13 protein-coding genes are annotated in these 14880 nt (G+C 64.1%); 2 read left to right on the top strand and 11 right to left on the bottom strand.

What is annotated here, in order from left to right; translation table 11 throughout:
* Nucleotides 1-22 precede the first annotated feature (22 nt).
* The 5 genes from LB515_RS00625 to dusB all read right to left on the bottom strand — a co-directional run bounded on the left by LB515_RS00625 (nt 23) and on the right by dusB (nt 7411).
* Nucleotides 23-1384: a sigma-54-dependent transcriptional regulator gene (locus LB515_RS00625; RefSeq protein WP_095765455.1), complete on the bottom strand. Its 1362-nt coding sequence runs from the start codon at nt 1382-1384 to the stop codon at nt 23-25.
* Nucleotides 1374-3665, bottom strand: coding sequence for a sensor histidine kinase NtrY-like (locus LB515_RS00620; RefSeq protein ID WP_224604646.1), 2292 nt, complete (start codon nt 3663-3665; stop codon nt 1374-1376). The genes LB515_RS00625 and LB515_RS00620 overlap by 11 nt, the downstream gene beginning before the upstream one ends.
* A 121-nt stretch (nt 3666-3786) precedes the next feature.
* On the bottom strand, nt 3787-5247 hold the full coding sequence (ntrC, locus tag LB515_RS00615) for a nitrogen regulation protein NR(I) (RefSeq protein WP_095765457.1): 1461 nt from the start codon (nt 5245-5247) through the stop codon (nt 3787-3789).
* Nucleotides 5244-6386, bottom strand: coding sequence for a two-component system sensor histidine kinase NtrB (locus tag LB515_RS00610; RefSeq protein WP_224706441.1), 1143 nt, complete (start codon nt 6384-6386; stop codon nt 5244-5246). The genes ntrC and LB515_RS00610 overlap by 4 nt, the downstream gene beginning before the upstream one ends.
* Nucleotides 6383-7411, bottom strand: coding sequence for a tRNA dihydrouridine synthase DusB (gene dusB, locus LB515_RS00605; RefSeq protein ID WP_224610743.1), 1029 nt, complete (start codon nt 7409-7411; stop codon nt 6383-6385). The genes LB515_RS00610 and dusB overlap by 4 nt, the downstream gene beginning before the upstream one ends.
* 140 nt (nt 7412-7551) lie before the next feature.
* On the opposite strand from dusB, the gene LB515_RS00600 reads away from it, so the two are divergent.
* A complete protein-coding gene (locus LB515_RS00600; RefSeq protein ID WP_224706440.1) occupies nt 7552-8781 on the top strand; it encodes a bifunctional 2-C-methyl-D-erythritol 4-phosphate cytidylyltransferase/2-C-methyl-D-erythritol 2,4-cyclodiphosphate synthase in 1230 nt (409 codons plus the stop codon).
* Nucleotides 8778-9266 (top strand): CinA family protein, encoded by a 489-nt coding sequence (locus LB515_RS00595; protein WP_224610740.1) that lies wholly within the window; start codon nt 8778-8780, stop codon nt 9264-9266. Before LB515_RS00600 ends, LB515_RS00595 begins: the two co-directional genes overlap by 4 nt.
* On the opposite strand, the gene LB515_RS00590 is transcribed toward LB515_RS00595, so the two are convergent.
* The 6 genes from LB515_RS00590 to LB515_RS00565 form a co-directional block, all read right to left on the bottom strand.
* Entirely contained in the window at nt 9263-9718 is a 456-nt protein-coding gene (locus tag LB515_RS00590) for a type II toxin-antitoxin system RatA family toxin (RefSeq protein ID WP_224610738.1), read from the bottom strand. The genes LB515_RS00595 and LB515_RS00590 overlap by 4 nt on opposite strands.
* 6 nt (nt 9719-9724) lie before the next feature.
* Entirely contained in the window at nt 9725-10690 is a 966-nt protein-coding gene (gene lipA / locus LB515_RS00585; RefSeq protein WP_224706439.1) for a lipoyl synthase, read from the bottom strand.
* A gap of 127 nt (nt 10691-10817) precedes the next feature.
* Nucleotides 10818-11075, bottom strand: a complete 258-nt coding sequence (locus LB515_RS00580; protein ID WP_095765464.1) for a GlsB/YeaQ/YmgE family stress response membrane protein — start codon at nt 11073-11075, stop codon at nt 10818-10820.
* A 156-nt stretch (nt 11076-11231) separates the two neighbouring features.
* Nucleotides 11232-12698 carry a dihydrolipoyl dehydrogenase gene (gene lpdA, locus LB515_RS00575; protein WP_224706438.1) on the bottom strand — a complete coding sequence of 489 codons (1467 nt, stop codon included), beginning with the start codon at nt 12696-12698 and terminating at the stop codon, nt 11232-11234.
* Nucleotides 12699-12725: 27 nt separating this feature from the next.
* Nucleotides 12726-13364, bottom strand: coding sequence for an SGNH/GDSL hydrolase family protein (locus LB515_RS00570; protein WP_224706437.1), 639 nt, complete (start codon nt 13362-13364; stop codon nt 12726-12728).
* Between the two features lie 133 nt (nt 13365-13497).
* Entirely contained in the window at nt 13498-14865 is a 1368-nt protein-coding gene (locus tag LB515_RS00565) for a pyruvate dehydrogenase complex dihydrolipoamide acetyltransferase (RefSeq protein WP_224706436.1), read from the bottom strand.
* Nucleotides 14866-14880: the final 15 nt, after the last annotated feature.

Genomic DNA, 14880 nt, shown 5'->3' with positions numbered 1-14880 from the left:
AATCGCGTGGGCCAAGGGCTCGCTACACACCCAGCGACTTCAGCTTGCGGTGGAGTGCCGATCGTTCCATGCCGATGAACTCGGCGGTCTTCGAGATATTGCCGCCGAAGCGGTTGATCTGGGCGATCAGATAATCCTTCTCGAATTGCTCGCGGGCCTCGCGCAGCGGCAGCGCCATGATGTGCTGGTCCGACTGGTTGGGCGTGCGCGGCATGACGTCGCCGATCTCGGACGGCAGAAGGTCGGCGGTGATCGGCGCATCGGCGTCTTCGCCGCGCGCCAGGATCATCAGCCGCTCGACATTGTTGCGCAATTGGCGAACATTGCCCGGCCAGTTGTGCGCCTGCAGCACGGCCAGCGCATCGTCGCCGATGCGGCGCGGCCTTATGCCGGCCTGGCGCGCAATCTGCTTCATGAAGTTGTCGACGAGGTAGGGAATGTCCTCGCGCCGCTCAGCGAGCCCCGGCACTATGACCGGAACCACCGCCAGGCGATGGTAAAGATCCTCGCGGAAGCGGCCGTCGGCGATCATTGCTTCGAGGTTCTGCGAGGTCGAGGAAATGATGCGGACATCGACCTTGACGCGCTTGGTGCCGCCTACCCGCTCGAATTGCTGCTCGACCAGCACGCGCAGGATCTTGTTTTGCGTTTCGCGCGGCATATCGGCGACTTCGTCGATGTAGAGGATGCCGCGATGCGCCTCCTCCAGCGCGCCGACCTTGCGCTCGGTGCCGTTCGATTCGGTACCGAACAGCTCGATCTCCATGCGCTCGGGCGTGATGGTGGCCGCGCTCAGCGTGACGAACGGACCGGACTTGCGCGACGACAGCGTGTGGATGGCCCGCGCCGTCAGTTCCTTGCCTGAGCCGGAGGGGCCGATGATCATGACGCGGCTGTTGGTCGGCGCGACGCGCTCGATGGTCTGCCGCAGCTGGCTCATCGCCGACGACATGCCGATCAGGTCGAAAGTCTCGCCGCTGCGCTGCTTGAGGTCGGAGACCTCGCGTCGCAGCTTGGACGTTTCCAGGGCGCGCTCGGCGATCAGGATGAGGCGATCGGCCTTGAACGGCTTCTCGATGAAATCATACGCGCCGCGCCGGATGGCCGATACCGCCGTTTCGATGTTGCCGTGGCCGGAGATCATGACCACCGGCATGTTCGGATGCATGGTCTTGATCTCGTCGAGCAGCGCCAGGCCATCGAGGCGCGAGCCCTGCAGCCAGATATCGAGGAAAATCAGCCGCGGCGCGCGATCGGCTATCGCCGCAAGCGCGCTGTCGGCATCATGGGCCGTGCGGGTTTCGTGACCCTCGTCGCTCAATATACCGGCGACAAGTTCGCGGATGTCTTCCTCGTCATCGACGATGAGAATGTCAGACGCCATTACCGACCTTTTCAGTTTCTCGTTCGTGTTCGCTTCGACCTTCACCGCGTGGCGGCGCGGCTACGATCGTGGCCGGGGGCAGGATGATCGAGATCATCGCGCCCCGGCCGCCATGAAAATCCGCTGGCGCGTCGTGCAATTCGAGACGGCCGCCATGGTCCTCCACGATCTTTTTGACGATAGCGAGGCCAAGCCCGGTGCCCTTCTCGCGCGTCGTCATATAGGGCTCGAGAAGCCTTTGACGATTCTCGCGCGGCAGCCCCTTGCCGTTATCGATAACGTCGATTCGTATGGCGCCATCTTGCCGTCCAGCCTGAATCCGGATTGTGCCGCCCGAACGGTCCTGCGCATCAAGTCCGTCGATCGCCTCGGCCGCGTTCTTGATGACGTTGCCGAAGGCCTGAGCCATCAGGCGGCTGTCGAAAGTGCCTTTCAACGGCTCACTGCCGAAATCGCGCTGGAAGGCAATGTCCGAGCGGCTGACCTCGACCAGGAAGGACGCCTCGCGCAACGACTCGCGAAGGTCGATCGCCTTCATCTCCGGCTTCGGCATGCGGGCGAAGGCCGAGAATTCGTCGACCATGCGGCCGATGTCCTCAACTTGGCGGATGATGGTATCGGTGCACTGGTCGAAGACCTCGCGGTCCTCGGTGATGACCTTGCCGTAGCGGCGCCTGATGCGCTCGGCCGAAAGCTGGATTGGCGTCAGCGGGTTCTTGATCTCATGCGCGATGCGCCGCGCCACATCGGCCCAGGCCGACGAACGCTGCGCCTGGACGAGATCGGTGATGTCGTCGACCGTCACCACATAGGATTTCTCTTCCTCGCCGTCGTCGCCGGATTCGACCGTGACCTGGACATTGAAGGTGCGCTCCAGACCGGTGCGGAAGAAGGTCACCTGCTCGCGATAGACCGGCTTGCCGGACTGTCGCCCGATCTCGAACACGCGACCGACAAGCGGCAGGACCGTCGAAAGGTTCTGGCCGAGCGTCGCATTCGCCGAAATCGTCAGCATGGTCTCGGCCGAGCGATTGACGATGGTGATGATGCCGTAGGGGTCGACACCGATGACGCCGGCGGTGACGCCGGCCAGCACCGCCTCGGAGAAACGCCGGCGCTCGTCGATCAGATCCTTGGCCGAGAGCAGCTCGTTGCGTTGCGACTTGAGCTCCAGGATCATGTTGTTGAAGGTCTCGCCGAGCGAGGCGACGTCGCCATCGGACTGGCGTACCGGAACGGCGACATCGAGATTGCCGGTCGCCACCTCGTCGGCGGCGCCGATCAGCTGGCGGATCGGCCGCACGATCCGGTCGGCGACCGCGATGCCAGTCCAGATCGCCGAGAGCGTGATGATCAGCGTGAGCGACAGATAAGGCAAAGCGAAGGCGACCTGCGAAGTCCGGCGATTGTCCTGCAGATTACGGTATTCGTCGGTGTTGCCCCTGACGATCTGGCGCGCCTTGATCACGTCGGGATCAACCAGCCGGATCGTGTAGAGGTAAAGCCCTTCGATCTCGCGCAGCTTGATAATGGCGCCCATGATGTTGCGGGTGCGCGGTTCTATCAGCACCGGCTTGCCCTCGGCCGCGGTGTCGACAGCGCCCGAGGGCGGCTCGGGCATGGGGAAGTCGGCGTCGGTCTTGGCGTTCATGACGAACGAGCCGTCCGGCTTGATAAGGGCCGCATGCGCCAGGCCGCGCCCGACGGCCTCCTTGTTCAACAGATCGAGGAACCCGCCCTTGTCGAGACCGTAAAGCGTGCGCGAGGCATCGAGATCGTATGCCATCGACAATGTCGTGCCCTGCAGGTTACGCGCGTTCTCCTGCACATAGGCGTCGGCGATCGACAGCGACGAGTTGACGATCGTCTTGGTGCGGATTTCGAACCAGCGGTCGAGGCCGATGTCGAGCGTGATCGAGGCGATGATCGCCACCATGATGGCCGGAATGGCGGCAACCAGTGCGAACATGGCGACGATGCGCACATGCAGCCGCGAGGCAGCCCTGCCGTGGCGCCGTGCCAGAACGATGCGACGCACCTCGCGGGCGATCAAGGCGATGAGGAACAGCACAAAGACGGCATTGGCCGCGATCAGGGCCCAGGTCGCGTCAGCGGTCGGCGCGATCGGCGTTGCGCCGACCAGGATCGCAAACGATATGGCCGCCGTGATCACCGCGCCGGCAATGGCGACCACGCCGGGCAACGCCAGCAACCGTCGCCCGTCACGCGTGCCGGTCTGGTTGAAAAGCGGTTGGGTCAGGGTCGGAGCCTCAGCTGCCATGTCGCGGTACAGAGTCGGTCATCGCGTCGGATGTATGCAACGCATTGTGGCGATTATGCAACAAGTGTGGCCGGGAAGATAATCTTTCCCAGACAAAATTCACCGACGGGACGAGGTGACGTTACGGCTGCCTGGCTGATTTGTAGACGTTGACGCCGAGCTCGCGGATCTTCTTGCGCAGCGTGTTGCGGTTGAGCCCCAAAAGCTCCGCCGCCTTGATCTGGTTGCCGCGCGTCGCCGTCATCGAAGCCAGCACCAGCGGATACTCGACCTCGGCAAGAATACGCTGGTAGAGCCCGGCCGGCGGCAATTCGCCGGCGAAGGAGGCGAAGTAGCGCTGCAGGAAATGCTCGACAGCCTGGCCGATCGACAGATCGTCGGGGATGAGCGCGCCGCCGTCCGGCACGACCGGCCTTTCGCCGGTTTTCAGCTCCGATTCTATGATTTCCGATGAAATCTCGTCCTGCGAGTAGAGGGCGGCCAGCCGGCGCACCAGGTTTTCAAGCTCGCGCACATTGCCCGGCCAGGGATAGCGTTTCATAAGCTCGATGCCGCCGGAGGATATGCGCTTGGTCTGCAGGCCCTCGCTGGCGCCCTGCTTGAAGAAATGCCGCACCAGGTCGGGAATGTCCTCGGAACGCTCGCGCAGCGCCGGCAGCCTGAGCGGCACGACGTTGAGACGATAGAACAGGTCCTCGCGGAACAGGCCCTGGTTGATGAGCGTGCGCAGGTCCTTGTTTGTGGCCGCGACGATACGGACGTCGGTCTTGATCGGCGTGCGGCCGCCGACAGTGGTGTATTCGCCCTGCTGCAGCACGCGCAGCAGCCGGGTCTGCGCTTCCATCGGCATGTCGCCGATCTCGTCGAGGAACAGCGTGCCGCCCTCGGCCTGTTCGAACCGGCCGCTGGAGCGGTTCTGTGCCCCGGTGAAGGCGCCCTTCTCGTGGCCGAACAATTCCGATTCGATCAGGTCGCGCGGGATCGCCGCCATGTTGATGGCCACGAACGGGCCCCCGCGACGGCGGCCATATTCGTGCAGCGCGCGCGCCACCAGCTCCTTGCCGGTGCCGGACTCGCCGCTGATCATGACCGTGAGGTCGGTCTGCATCATGCGCGCCAGCATGCGGTAGATGTCCTGCATGGCGGCGGATCGGCCGACCAGCGGCATCGTCTCCGGCTGGTCTTCCGCGCGGCCATCGAGCTTCGGCCGCTTCGGCTCGGCCAGCGCCCGGCTGACGATGTTGAGCAGCTCCGTCAGGTCGAACGGCTTCGGCAGATATTCGTAGGCGCCGGTCTCGGAGGCGCGGATGGCGGTCATGAACGTGTTCTGGGCGCTCATGACGATGACCGGCAGCTCGGGCCGCGCCTTCTTGATGCGCGGCAGCATGTCGAAGGCGTTTTCGTCGGGCATCACCACGTCGGTGATGACGAGATCGCCCTCGCCCGCCGCAACCCAACGCCACAGCGTCGAGGCATTGGAGGTCACGCGCACCTCGTGGCCGACGCGTGACAGCGCCTGGTTGAGCACGGTGCGGATGGCCGCATCGTCATCGGCGACGAGAATATTGCCGCGAGCGGTCATGTGCGGTCTCCTTCAGCTTCATCGCCGGCGCTTGGTGCGGCCTCCTTCCAGGCTGGAAGCAGGATGCGAAACGTCGTCCCGCGCGGCGTCGAATCGCATTCGATGATGCCGCCATGCTCGCCGACGATCTTGGCGACCAGCGCAAGGCCAAGTCCGGAGCCGTTCGGCTTGGTGGTGATGAACGGATCGAACAGGATCGGCAGGATGTCCTCGGAAACGCCGGGACCGTTGTCATGCACGCAGAATTCCAGCGGCAACGACACTCGGTCCTGCGTTCCGGGCACCGAGACGCGGATGCCTGGGCGGAAGGCCGTCGACAGCACGATCTCGCCCTGCGGGTCGGCGCCGATCGCCTCGGCAGCGTTCTTGACCAGATTGAGAAAGACCTGGATCAGCTGATCGCGGTTGGCGAAGACTGGAGGCAATGATGGATCATATTCCTCCAAAATCTTGATCCGTCTTGCAAAACCGTTCTTGGCAATCGCCTTCACATGGTCGAGCACGACATGGATGTTGACCGGATAGCGCTCGATCGGCCGCTCATCGGAGAACACTTCCATGCGGTCGACCAGTGAGACGATGCGGTCGGTCTCGTCGGTGATCAGGCGGGTCAGCGCGCGATCTTCATCGGAGGCGGAAAGCTCGAGCAACTGGGCGGCGCCGCGAATGCCGGAGAGCGGGTTCTTAATCTCATGCGCCAGCATCGCGGCAAGACCGGTGACGGAGCGCGCCGCACCGCGATGCGTCATCTGGCGGTCGATCTTGTCGGCCATCGAGCGTTCCTGGAACATGACGACGACCGCGCCCGGAAATTCCGGCACCGGCGCGACGTAGAGATCGACCATCTTTTCGATGCCGAGGCGCGGCGACGAGACGTCGACGCGGTATTCGTTGACCGGCGCGCGGCGTTCGCGCACTTGGTCGACCAGCGTCAGCAACGGGCTGCCGAAGGGCACCAGCTTGGAGAGCGTGTTGCGCGCGAGCATATTCGCGCTGGAGCGGAAGAAGTCCTCGGCATCGGCGTTGGCGAATGTGATGAAGCCGTCGGGATCGACCATGATCACCGGGCGGCGGATGGTGTTGAGCACGATATTGGCGGCATCCGCCATATCGGCCTGCTGTGGCACGTCCGCCTTCATGCCGCGCTCCGCAGGCTGTCCGGGTGCGCGCCGTCGGCGAAGACACGGCACAATTCGGCCACGACTTCACCCGGCTTGAAGGACGTGAGAATGGCTTTGCGCTGCTCGGCTGAGACATCGGCAGCGTGACGGTCGAGATACCAGCCGAGATGCTTGCGCGCCTGACGCAGCCCGCTTTCTATGCCGTAGAGCGAGAGCATGTCCTCGTAATGCAAGGTGACGTATTCGGCGAGCGCCTGCGGCGCGTGCGGAATGCCGGGCGCAGATACACCACCGGCAATTGAGGCGATGCTTCCTGCAATCCACGGCGCGCCGTAATGCGCGCGACCGATCATCACCGCGTCGGCGCCGGACTGTTCGAGGATTGTCGCCGCCTCTTCCGGCGAGCCGACATCGCCATTGGCCACGACCGGGATCGAGACGGCTTGCTTGACGCGGGCGATGGCGCGCCAGTCGGCCTTGCCCTGATAGAACTGGCAGCGCGTGCGGCCATGCACGGTCACCATGCTGACGCCGGCCTGTTCGGCGCGGCGCGCCAGCATCGGCGCGTTGAGCGCGCTTTCGTCCCAGCCGAGCCGCATTTTGACGGTCACCGGCACCGAAACGGCGCCGACCACCGCCTCGATTAGCGACAGCGCATGGTCGAGGTCGCGCATCAGCGCCGAGCCGGCATAGCCGCCGGTCACCTTCTTCGCCGGGCAGCCCATATTGATGTCGATGATATCGGCGCCCTCGCCCGTCGCGATTCGCGCGCCCTCAGCCATGTGCGCGGCCTCGCGGCCGGCAAGCTGCACCATATGCACCGGCAGACCGGAATGACGGATGCGAAGGTCGCAGCCTGCCCTGCCCTTGGCCAGTTCGCCGCTCGCCACCATTTCCGAAACGACCAATCCCGCGCCATGCGCGTGTGCGCGCTGCCGGAACGGCTCGTCGGTGATGCCCGACATCGGCGCCAGGAAAACCCGATTACGGATTTTCACGCCGCCGACATCAAGAGGCGATGCCAATGTGGTCAGTTCAGCCATGCACAAAAACCAAGCATGCTCGATCGTTGCACATTCTCTAGCCAGAAGTGTGGCATTGTGCAACGCGCAATGACGTCACATTAAGGCGCATTTTGGAAAAAGCTGGCCTTCGGCCATCACCCCGACTAGGACCGATCGGAATGAGCGAGGCAAGTGAAAAGCAAGCGACAGGCCTGAACGGCGGGATCGGGGTGGTGATCGTTGCCGCCGGCCGTGGCGCGCGCGCCGGACAGGCGGACGGTCCGAAGCAATATCAGCGCATCGGCGGCCGTGCCGTTATCGCGCATACGCTGGATGTCTTCCTCTCCCATCCGATGATCGGTCCCGTGGTCGTGGCCATCCATGCCGACGATGCCGAACTCTTCGAACGCGCGGCCGAAACGCATGGCGACCGTCTTGTCGCCGTGATCGGCGGCCCTTCGCGCCAGGCGTCCGTCCGGCTCGGCCTCCTGGCGCTGAGGGACCAGGCACCGGCAAAAGTGCTGGTGCATGACGCCGTGCGACCCTTCGTCGACGCCGGGCTGATCGACCGCACCATCGAAGCCATCGGCGAGCGCCAGGGCGCGTTGCCGGCGCTGCCTGTCGCCGACACGCTGAAGCGGGAATCGGCCGCCGGCATGATCGACGAGACGGTATCGAGAGCCGGCCTTCATGCCGCGCAGACGCCGCAGGGCTTTCCGTTCTGGCCGCTGCTCGCCGCGCATGAGAAGGCGCATCATCTGGGCAAGACGGAGTTCACCGACGACGCGGCGATCGCCGAATGGGCACAGATACCGGTCAAGATCGTTCCCGGATCGCCGGACAATGTCAAACTCACCTGGGCAAGGGACATCGCATTGGCCGACCAGCGGCTTTCGAGCGCGCAGCAGCGCTTCCCGGATATTCGCACCGGCAACGGCTATGACGTGCACGCGTTTGAGCCCGGCGACCATGTAACGCTCTGCGGCGTCGCCATTCCATATGATCGCAAACTCTCCGGGCATTCGGACGCCGATGTCGGGCTGCATGCGCTGACCGATGCGCTGCTCGCCACCTGCGGCGCCGGCGATATCGGCACGCATTTCCCACCGTCCGATCCGCAATGGAAGGGTGCTGCCTCGAAGATCTTCGTCGAGCACGCGGCGAAGCTGGTGCGCGAGCGCGGCGGCCGTATCGCCAATGCCGACATCACGCTAATCTGCGAGGCGCCGCGCGTCGGGCCGCATCGCGCGGCGATGACGCAAGCGCTCGCAGCCATGCTCGGCATCGCGCCCGAGCGCATTTCGATCAAGGCGACAACCAACGAGAAGCTCGGCTTTGTCGGGCGCGGCGAAGGTATCGCCGCGATCGCCACCGCCAGCGTCGTCTATCCGGGCGAGGTGCCGGCATGAGCAACGCCGAACTCGCAAATGCCCTGCTCCAGGCCTGCCAGCAGCGCGGCATCATGTTGGCGACGGCCGAAAGCTGCACCGGCGGCCTGATCATCGCGGCGCTCACCGATATCGCCGGGTCTTCCGCCGTGGTCGATCGCGGCTTTGTCACTTATTCCAACGAAGCCAAGATGGAGATGCTCGGCGTCTCCGCCGCCACGCTCGACGCACATGGCGCGGTCTCGCGCGAGACGGTGCTGGAGATGGCGGCGGGGGCGCTGACGCACTCGCTAGCGAGCCTGTCGCTCGCCGTCACCGGCATTGCCGGCCCCAGCGGCGGCTCGGCCGACAAGCCGGTCGGTCTTGTCTGGTTCGGGATAGCGCTTGCCGGACAACCGGTAATCGCTGAGCGGCAGCTGTTCGGCCACAAGGGCCGCGAATTCATCCGGCACGAGACGGTGAGGCACGCGCTGCAACTCGGCTTGCGGGTGCTGGGCGAACGTTAGGCGGGCTTTACACCGTAAATGACGTTTGCCCGTTTCTCGAAGGCTTCCGAGAACATGCGGAAGGCGCGGTCGAACATCGTGCCCATCACCGCGCCGAGTATGCGGCTCTTGAACTCGTAGTCGATGAAGAAATGCACCTCGCAGCCGCTGGCCGCGGGATCGAAGCGCCAGATATTGCTGAGATATTTGAACGGGCCGTCTATGTATTTGACGTCGATCGCTTTCTCGTCGGGCTTCAGCAGCACCTGGGTCGTAAAGGTCTCGCGGATCGCCTTGTAGCCGATGCTCATGTCGGCAACCAGGATGGTGCGGCCGTCACGCTCCTTGCGCGAGCGCACGGTGAGGGATTCGCAGAGCGGCAGGAATTGCGGGTAAGCCTCGATGTCCGCCACCAGCGCGAACATCTCGTCGGGCGTATGCGCGACGCGGCGTGTCGCCTCGAATTTCGGCATTGAAGGTCAGCTGGCCTTCGCGAGCTGCGCCTCGCGCGCCGCGCGCAGCCTGGCGAAATCCTCGCCGGCATGGTGCGAGGAGCGGGTCAGCGGGCTCGACGCCATGAGGAGAAAACCCTTCGTCTTGCCGATCGTCTCATAGGATTTGAACTCGTCCGGCGGGATGAAGCGGATCACCGGGTGGTGCTTCTTGGAAGGCTGCAGATACTGGCCGATGGTCATGAAGTCGACATTGGCCGAGCGCAGATCGTCCATCAACTGCAGCACCTCGTTCCGCTCCTCGCCGAGGCCGACCATGATGCCGGATTTGGTGAAGATCGACGGGTCGAGTTCCTTGACCCGCTGCAAAAGCCGGATCGAGTGGAAATAACGCGCGCCGGGACGGACCGTCAGGTAATTCGAAGGCACGGTTTCGAGATTGTGGTTGAAGACGTCGGGCTTGGCGGCGACGACGATCTCCAGCGCGCCGTCCTTGCGCAGGAAGTCGGGCGTCAGGATCTCGATCGTCGTCGAAGGCGTTGCCGCGCGAATGGCGCGGATGACTTCGGCGAAATGCTGCGCGCCGCCGTCGTCAAGATCGTCGCGGTCGACGGAGGTGATGACGACATGGCTCAACCCCATCTGCTCGACGGCATGCGCCACGCGCGCCGGCTCATCCGGATCGAGCGCGGTCGGGATGCCGGTCGCGACATTGCAGAAGGCGCAGGCGCGCGTGCAGATCTCGCCCATGATCATGAAGGTGGCGTGCTTCTTGTCCCAGCATTCGCCGATATTCGGGCAGCCGGCCTCCTCGCACACCGTCACCAGCTTGTGCGACTTCACGATCTCGCGCGTTTCGGCATAGCCCTTGGAAACCGGCGCTTTGACGCGGATCCAGTCGGGCTTGCGCAGCACCTCCTGGTCGGGCCGGTGCGCCTTCTCGGGATGCCGCGGGCGCGGCCGGTTGGCGATCGTGTCTACGACTGTGACCATCTCAAACCCTTCGCGGCCGCGATTTCGCTAGCCACCTGTCTTGCGTCATCTAGGACTTTTCGGGACAAAGAAAAAGGCCGCGGCAGCGCATGCCGCCACGGCCATTTTCGCATACTGTGGCTTTGGGTCAGCGACGCACCAGACGTCCGACGAAGATCAGCAGGCAGGCGCCGATGAAGCCGGTGATCAGATAGGCGACCCAGCCGACGCCGAATGACTGGATGTTGAGGGCCTGCAGGATCGCGTTCAGCACTATGGCACCGACGATCCCCATGATGATGTTCATGAAGATACCGGTGTTGCTCTTCATGACCATCTCGGCCAGCCAACCCGCCAAGCCGCCGACGATGATGGCTGCGATCCAGCCGACGCCATTCATATGCATGTGCCAATTCCTCCTCGATCAGGTGAAAATGCATCCGGATACGAACCGCGTTGCCGTCAGCTTTCTCCGGCTGCCGCGTGTGAGTCTCACCCGACCACGTTAGCACGGATTGGCCATCGATCACCGATTGGTGACTTATCACCGATTGGTGACCCATCAGGCGTTCAAGACGCGGCCATAGGCATCGAGCACGCTCTCCTTCATCATCTCCGACAGTGTCGGATGCGGGAAGATCGTATGCATCAGCTCTTCCTCGGTCGTCTCCAGGTTCATCGCCACGACAAAGCCCTGGATGAGCTCGGTCACCTCGGCGCCGACCATATGCGCGCCGAGAAGCTGGCCGGTCTTCTTGTCAAAGATGGTCTTGACGAAGCCCTGATCCTCGCCGAGCGCGATGGCCTTGCCGTTGGCGCTGAACGGGAAGCGGCCGACGCGGATGTCCTTGCCGTCCGCCTTTGCCTTCGCTTCGGTCAGGCCGACGGACGCGACCTGCGGGCTGCAATAGGTGCAGCCGGGGATCTTCAGCTTGTCGATGGGGTGGACGCCCGGGAAATTGGCTATCTTCTCGACGCAGACGACGCCCTCATGCTCGGCCTTGTGGGCGAGCATGGGCGGGCCGGCGACGTCGCCGATCGCGTAGATGCCGGGCACATTGGTCTTGCCGTAGCCGTCGACGACCACGCAGCCGCGATCCGTCTTCACGCCAAGCGCTTCAAGGCCGAGATTCTCGATGTTGCCCTGCACGCCGACGGCCGAGATCATGCGGTCGGCGGTGATCTTCTCGACCTTGCCGTCCTTCATCTCGACATGCGCGGTGACCGAATTGGCGCCCTTTTCAACCTTGGTCACCTTGGCCTCGAGGAGTATCTTCATGCCCTGCTTCTCGAACTGTTTTTGGGCGAATTTCGAGACTTCGGCGTCCTCGACCGGCATCACCGCCGGCAGCAGCTCGACCACCGTCACGTCGGCGCCCATGGTGCGGTAGAAGGAGGCGAATTCGATGCCGATGGCGCCCGAGCCCATCACCAGCAGCGATTTCGGCATGTCCTTCGGCACCATGGCCTCGAAATAGGTCCAGATCAGCTTGCCGTCCGGCTCGATGCCGGGCAGCGCGCGCGGCCTGGCGCCCGTCGCCAGGATGATGTGCTTGGCCGTGTAGGTGCCCTCGCCCTTAACGCCTTTCGGCACCGGCGGCTGCGGCTCCATCGCCTTCTTCGCCGTCTTCGAAACGACGACCTCGCCCGGTTTGTCACCGGCTGGGGCTTTGGAAAGCTTCGCCTCGCCCCAGATGACGTCGACCTTGTTCTTCTTCATCAGGAAGCCGACGCCCGTGTTCAGCCTGAGCGAGACTTTTCGCGAGCGGTCGACCACGGCAGCGGTGTCGGGGATAATTTTACCGCCTTCAAGCTTCAGCCCGTAATCCTTCAGATGATCCGAATAATGCATGATCTCGGCCGAGCGCAGCAGCGCCTTGGTCGGAATGCAGCCCCAATTCAGGCAGATGCCGCCAAGATGCTCGCGCTCGACGATCGCCGTCTTGAAGCCGAGCTGGGCGGAACGCACCGCCGTGACATAGCCGCCCGGGCCTGAGCCGATGATGATGACGTCGTAGGATTCAGCCACGGGTTTTCTCCCTGATCTTTCTGAGGGTTAGAGCGAGAGCATGACGCGCACGAGCGGCGCCAGAGCCTTGCCGATGTTTCGCGTGTTCTCGGCATCGAGATGGACGCCGTCGAGCGGCGTGGTGGTTGCGACCGTGCCGGCGTCGAAGAAACCGCAGCCGGCCTCGTCGGCCAGCGCCGAATATTGGGCCGCAAGTCGCTTGGACGCGTCGTCACCGCCGGCGAACATTTCCTTGAACTCGGCATTGTCGGTGCGTGTCACGACAGGCGGCGCGACAATGAGGATCTGCGGCGCCGGCCAATCGAACGGATAGTCATGGCCGCGCACGATATCGATCAGCCGCTGCACGCCTTGCTTGGCTGCGACCGGATTGCCGTGAATCCAAGGCTTCATGTCGTTGGAGCCGAGCATGACGATAACGAGATCGAGCGGCGCATGGCTGGTCAGGATCGTCGGCAGAATGCGGGCGCCATTGCGATCGGCGCCGGCCAGATGGTCGTCGAAGGCGGTGGTGCGGCCGTTGAGGCCTTCGGCGATGACTTCGACATCGTTGCCGAGTTCAGCCCCAAGCACACTAGGCCAGCGGTCCTCGAGCGCATGGCGGCCGAGATTGGCGGCGTCATAGCCCCAGGTCAGCGAGTCGCCATAACAGAGAATTGTCTTCATGAGATTGCCCCACCCTTGCCGAAAGCTGGCTGCGAGCGCCTGCCGCGCCGGCGTGCGAAGAGCTCGCCGTCGGGATTGAAAATATTCAGGGTGAAAAGGCTGGTGAAGAATTTCCGCACCGCCTTTTCCCTTCTTACACCAACATGCCCATCGGGTTTTCGATCAAGCGCTTGAAGGCGCCGAGCAGTTCGGCGCCGAGCGCGCCGTCGACGGCGCGGTGATCGGTCGACAAGGTCACCGACATCACCGTGGCTATTCTGATCTCGCCCTTCTTGACCACCGCCCGCTCCTCGCCGGCGCCGACCGCCAGGATCGTCGCATGCGGCGGGTTGATGACGGCGGCAAAGTCCTTGACGCCGAACATGCCGAGATTGGACACCGCCGTCGTGCCGCCCTGATATTCTTCCGGCTTCAGCTTGCGGCTCCTGGCGCGGCTTGCCAGGTCCTTCATCTCGTTGGAGATGACCGACAGCGTCTTTTCGTCCGCATGGCGGATGATCGGCGTGATCAGGCCGCCGGGGATCGACACGGCGACGCCGACATCGGCGTGCTTGTGCTTGACCATGGCGCTGTCGGTCCAGGAGGCGTTGGCATCCGGCACCGCCATCAGCGCCATGGCCATGGCCTTGATGACCATGTCGTTGACCGAGAGCTTGTAGGCCGGAACCTCGCCCTTCTCGGTCTTCTTCATCGGGGCTGCGGCATTGAGCTGCGTGCGCAGCGCAAGCAGCGCGTCGAGCTCGCAGTCCAGCGTCAAATAGAAATGCGGGATGGTGGACTTCGCCTCGACCAGGCGACGCGCGATGGTCTTGCGCATATTGTCATGCGGCACGAGCTCGTAGGAGCCTTCGGCGAACAGCTTCAGCACCTGGTCGTCCGACATCGGTTTGGGCGCGGGCGCCGGAGCGGACGGGGCGCCGGCGGGCGCCTTCGCAGCCGGAGCGCCACCGGAAGCGATCGCCGCCTCGACATCGACCTTCACCACGCGGCCATGCGGACCGGAACCGGTCAGCGCCGTCACGTCGACGCCGGCATCCTTGGCGATGCGGCGGGCCAGCGGTGATGCAAAGACCCGATCGCCGGCGGCGTGACCGTTGGCGACGGGAGCAGGCTCGGCCTTCGCCGGCGGGGACGCCGCTGCGGCTGCTGCCGGCTTGGGCGCTTCCTTGGGCGGCTCGGCCTTCGGGGCATCCGCTTTCGGCGCTTCGGCCTTGGGCGCGGCGCCGCCGCCGCTCTTGGCAGCGGCCGCGGCATCCTCGCCTTCACCGGCCAGGATGGCGATCAGCGCGTTGACCTTGACGCCTTCGGTGCCGGCCGGAACCACCAGCTTGGCGACTGTGCCTTCATCGACGGCTTCGACCTCCATCGTCGCCTTGTCGGTCTCGATCTCGGCGATCACGTCACCCGGCGAAACCTTATCGCCTTCCTTGACCAACCATTTTGACAGATTGCCCTCTTCCATGGTCGGGGAGAGCGCCGGCATGGTGATGTTGATTGGCATGATGTCCTCCCGACC

This window comes from Mesorhizobium sp. CA15, from assembly GCF_020165215.1.
Taxonomy (GTDB): Bacteria; Pseudomonadota; Alphaproteobacteria; order Rhizobiales; family Rhizobiaceae; genus Mesorhizobium.
Note: the sequence above shows the minus strand (reverse complement) of the source record. Positions and strands in the feature narration are given on the sequence as shown.

What these genes read in the sequence shown, in the direction of transcription:
- LB515_RS00620 (WP_224604646.1), bottom strand. Translation starts at nt 3,665, where the DNA reads ATGGCAGCTGAGGCTCCGACCCTGACCCAACCGCTTTTCAACCAGACC.
- ntrC (WP_095765457.1), bottom strand. Translation starts at nt 5,247, where the DNA reads ATGACCGCTCGCGGCAATATTCTCGTCGCCGATGACGATGCGGCCATC.
- LB515_RS00580 (WP_095765464.1), bottom strand. Translation starts at nt 11,075, where the DNA reads ATGCATATGAATGGCGTCGGCTGGATCGCAGCCATCATCGTCGGCGGC.
- LB515_RS00625 (WP_095765455.1), bottom strand. Translation starts at nt 1,384, where the DNA reads ATGGCGTCTGACATTCTCATCGTCGATGACGAGGAAGACATCCGCGAA.
- LB515_RS00600 (WP_224706440.1), top strand. Translation starts at nt 7,552, where the DNA reads ATGAGCGAGGCAAGTGAAAAGCAAGCGACAGGCCTGAACGGCGGGATC.
- lipA (WP_224706439.1), bottom strand. Translation starts at nt 10,690, where the DNA reads ATGGTCACAGTCGTAGACACGATCGCCAACCGGCCGCGCCCGCGGCAT.
- LB515_RS00610 (WP_224706441.1), bottom strand. Translation starts at nt 6,386, where the DNA reads ATGAAGGCGGACGTGCCACAGCAGGCCGATATGGCGGATGCCGCCAAT.
- LB515_RS00570 (WP_224706437.1), bottom strand. Translation starts at nt 13,364, where the DNA reads ATGAAGACAATTCTCTGTTATGGCGACTCGCTGACCTGGGGCTATGAC.
- LB515_RS00595 (WP_224610740.1), top strand. Translation starts at nt 8,778, where the DNA reads ATGAGCAACGCCGAACTCGCAAATGCCCTGCTCCAGGCCTGCCAGCAG.
- LB515_RS00590 (WP_224610738.1), bottom strand. Translation starts at nt 9,718, where the DNA reads ATGCCGAAATTCGAGGCGACACGCCGCGTCGCGCATACGCCCGACGAG.
- LB515_RS00565 (WP_224706436.1), bottom strand. Translation starts at nt 14,865, where the DNA reads ATGCCAATCAACATCACCATGCCGGCGCTCTCCCCGACCATGGAAGAG.
- dusB (WP_224610743.1), bottom strand. Translation starts at nt 7,411, where the DNA reads ATGGCTGAACTGACCACATTGGCATCGCCTCTTGATGTCGGCGGCGTG.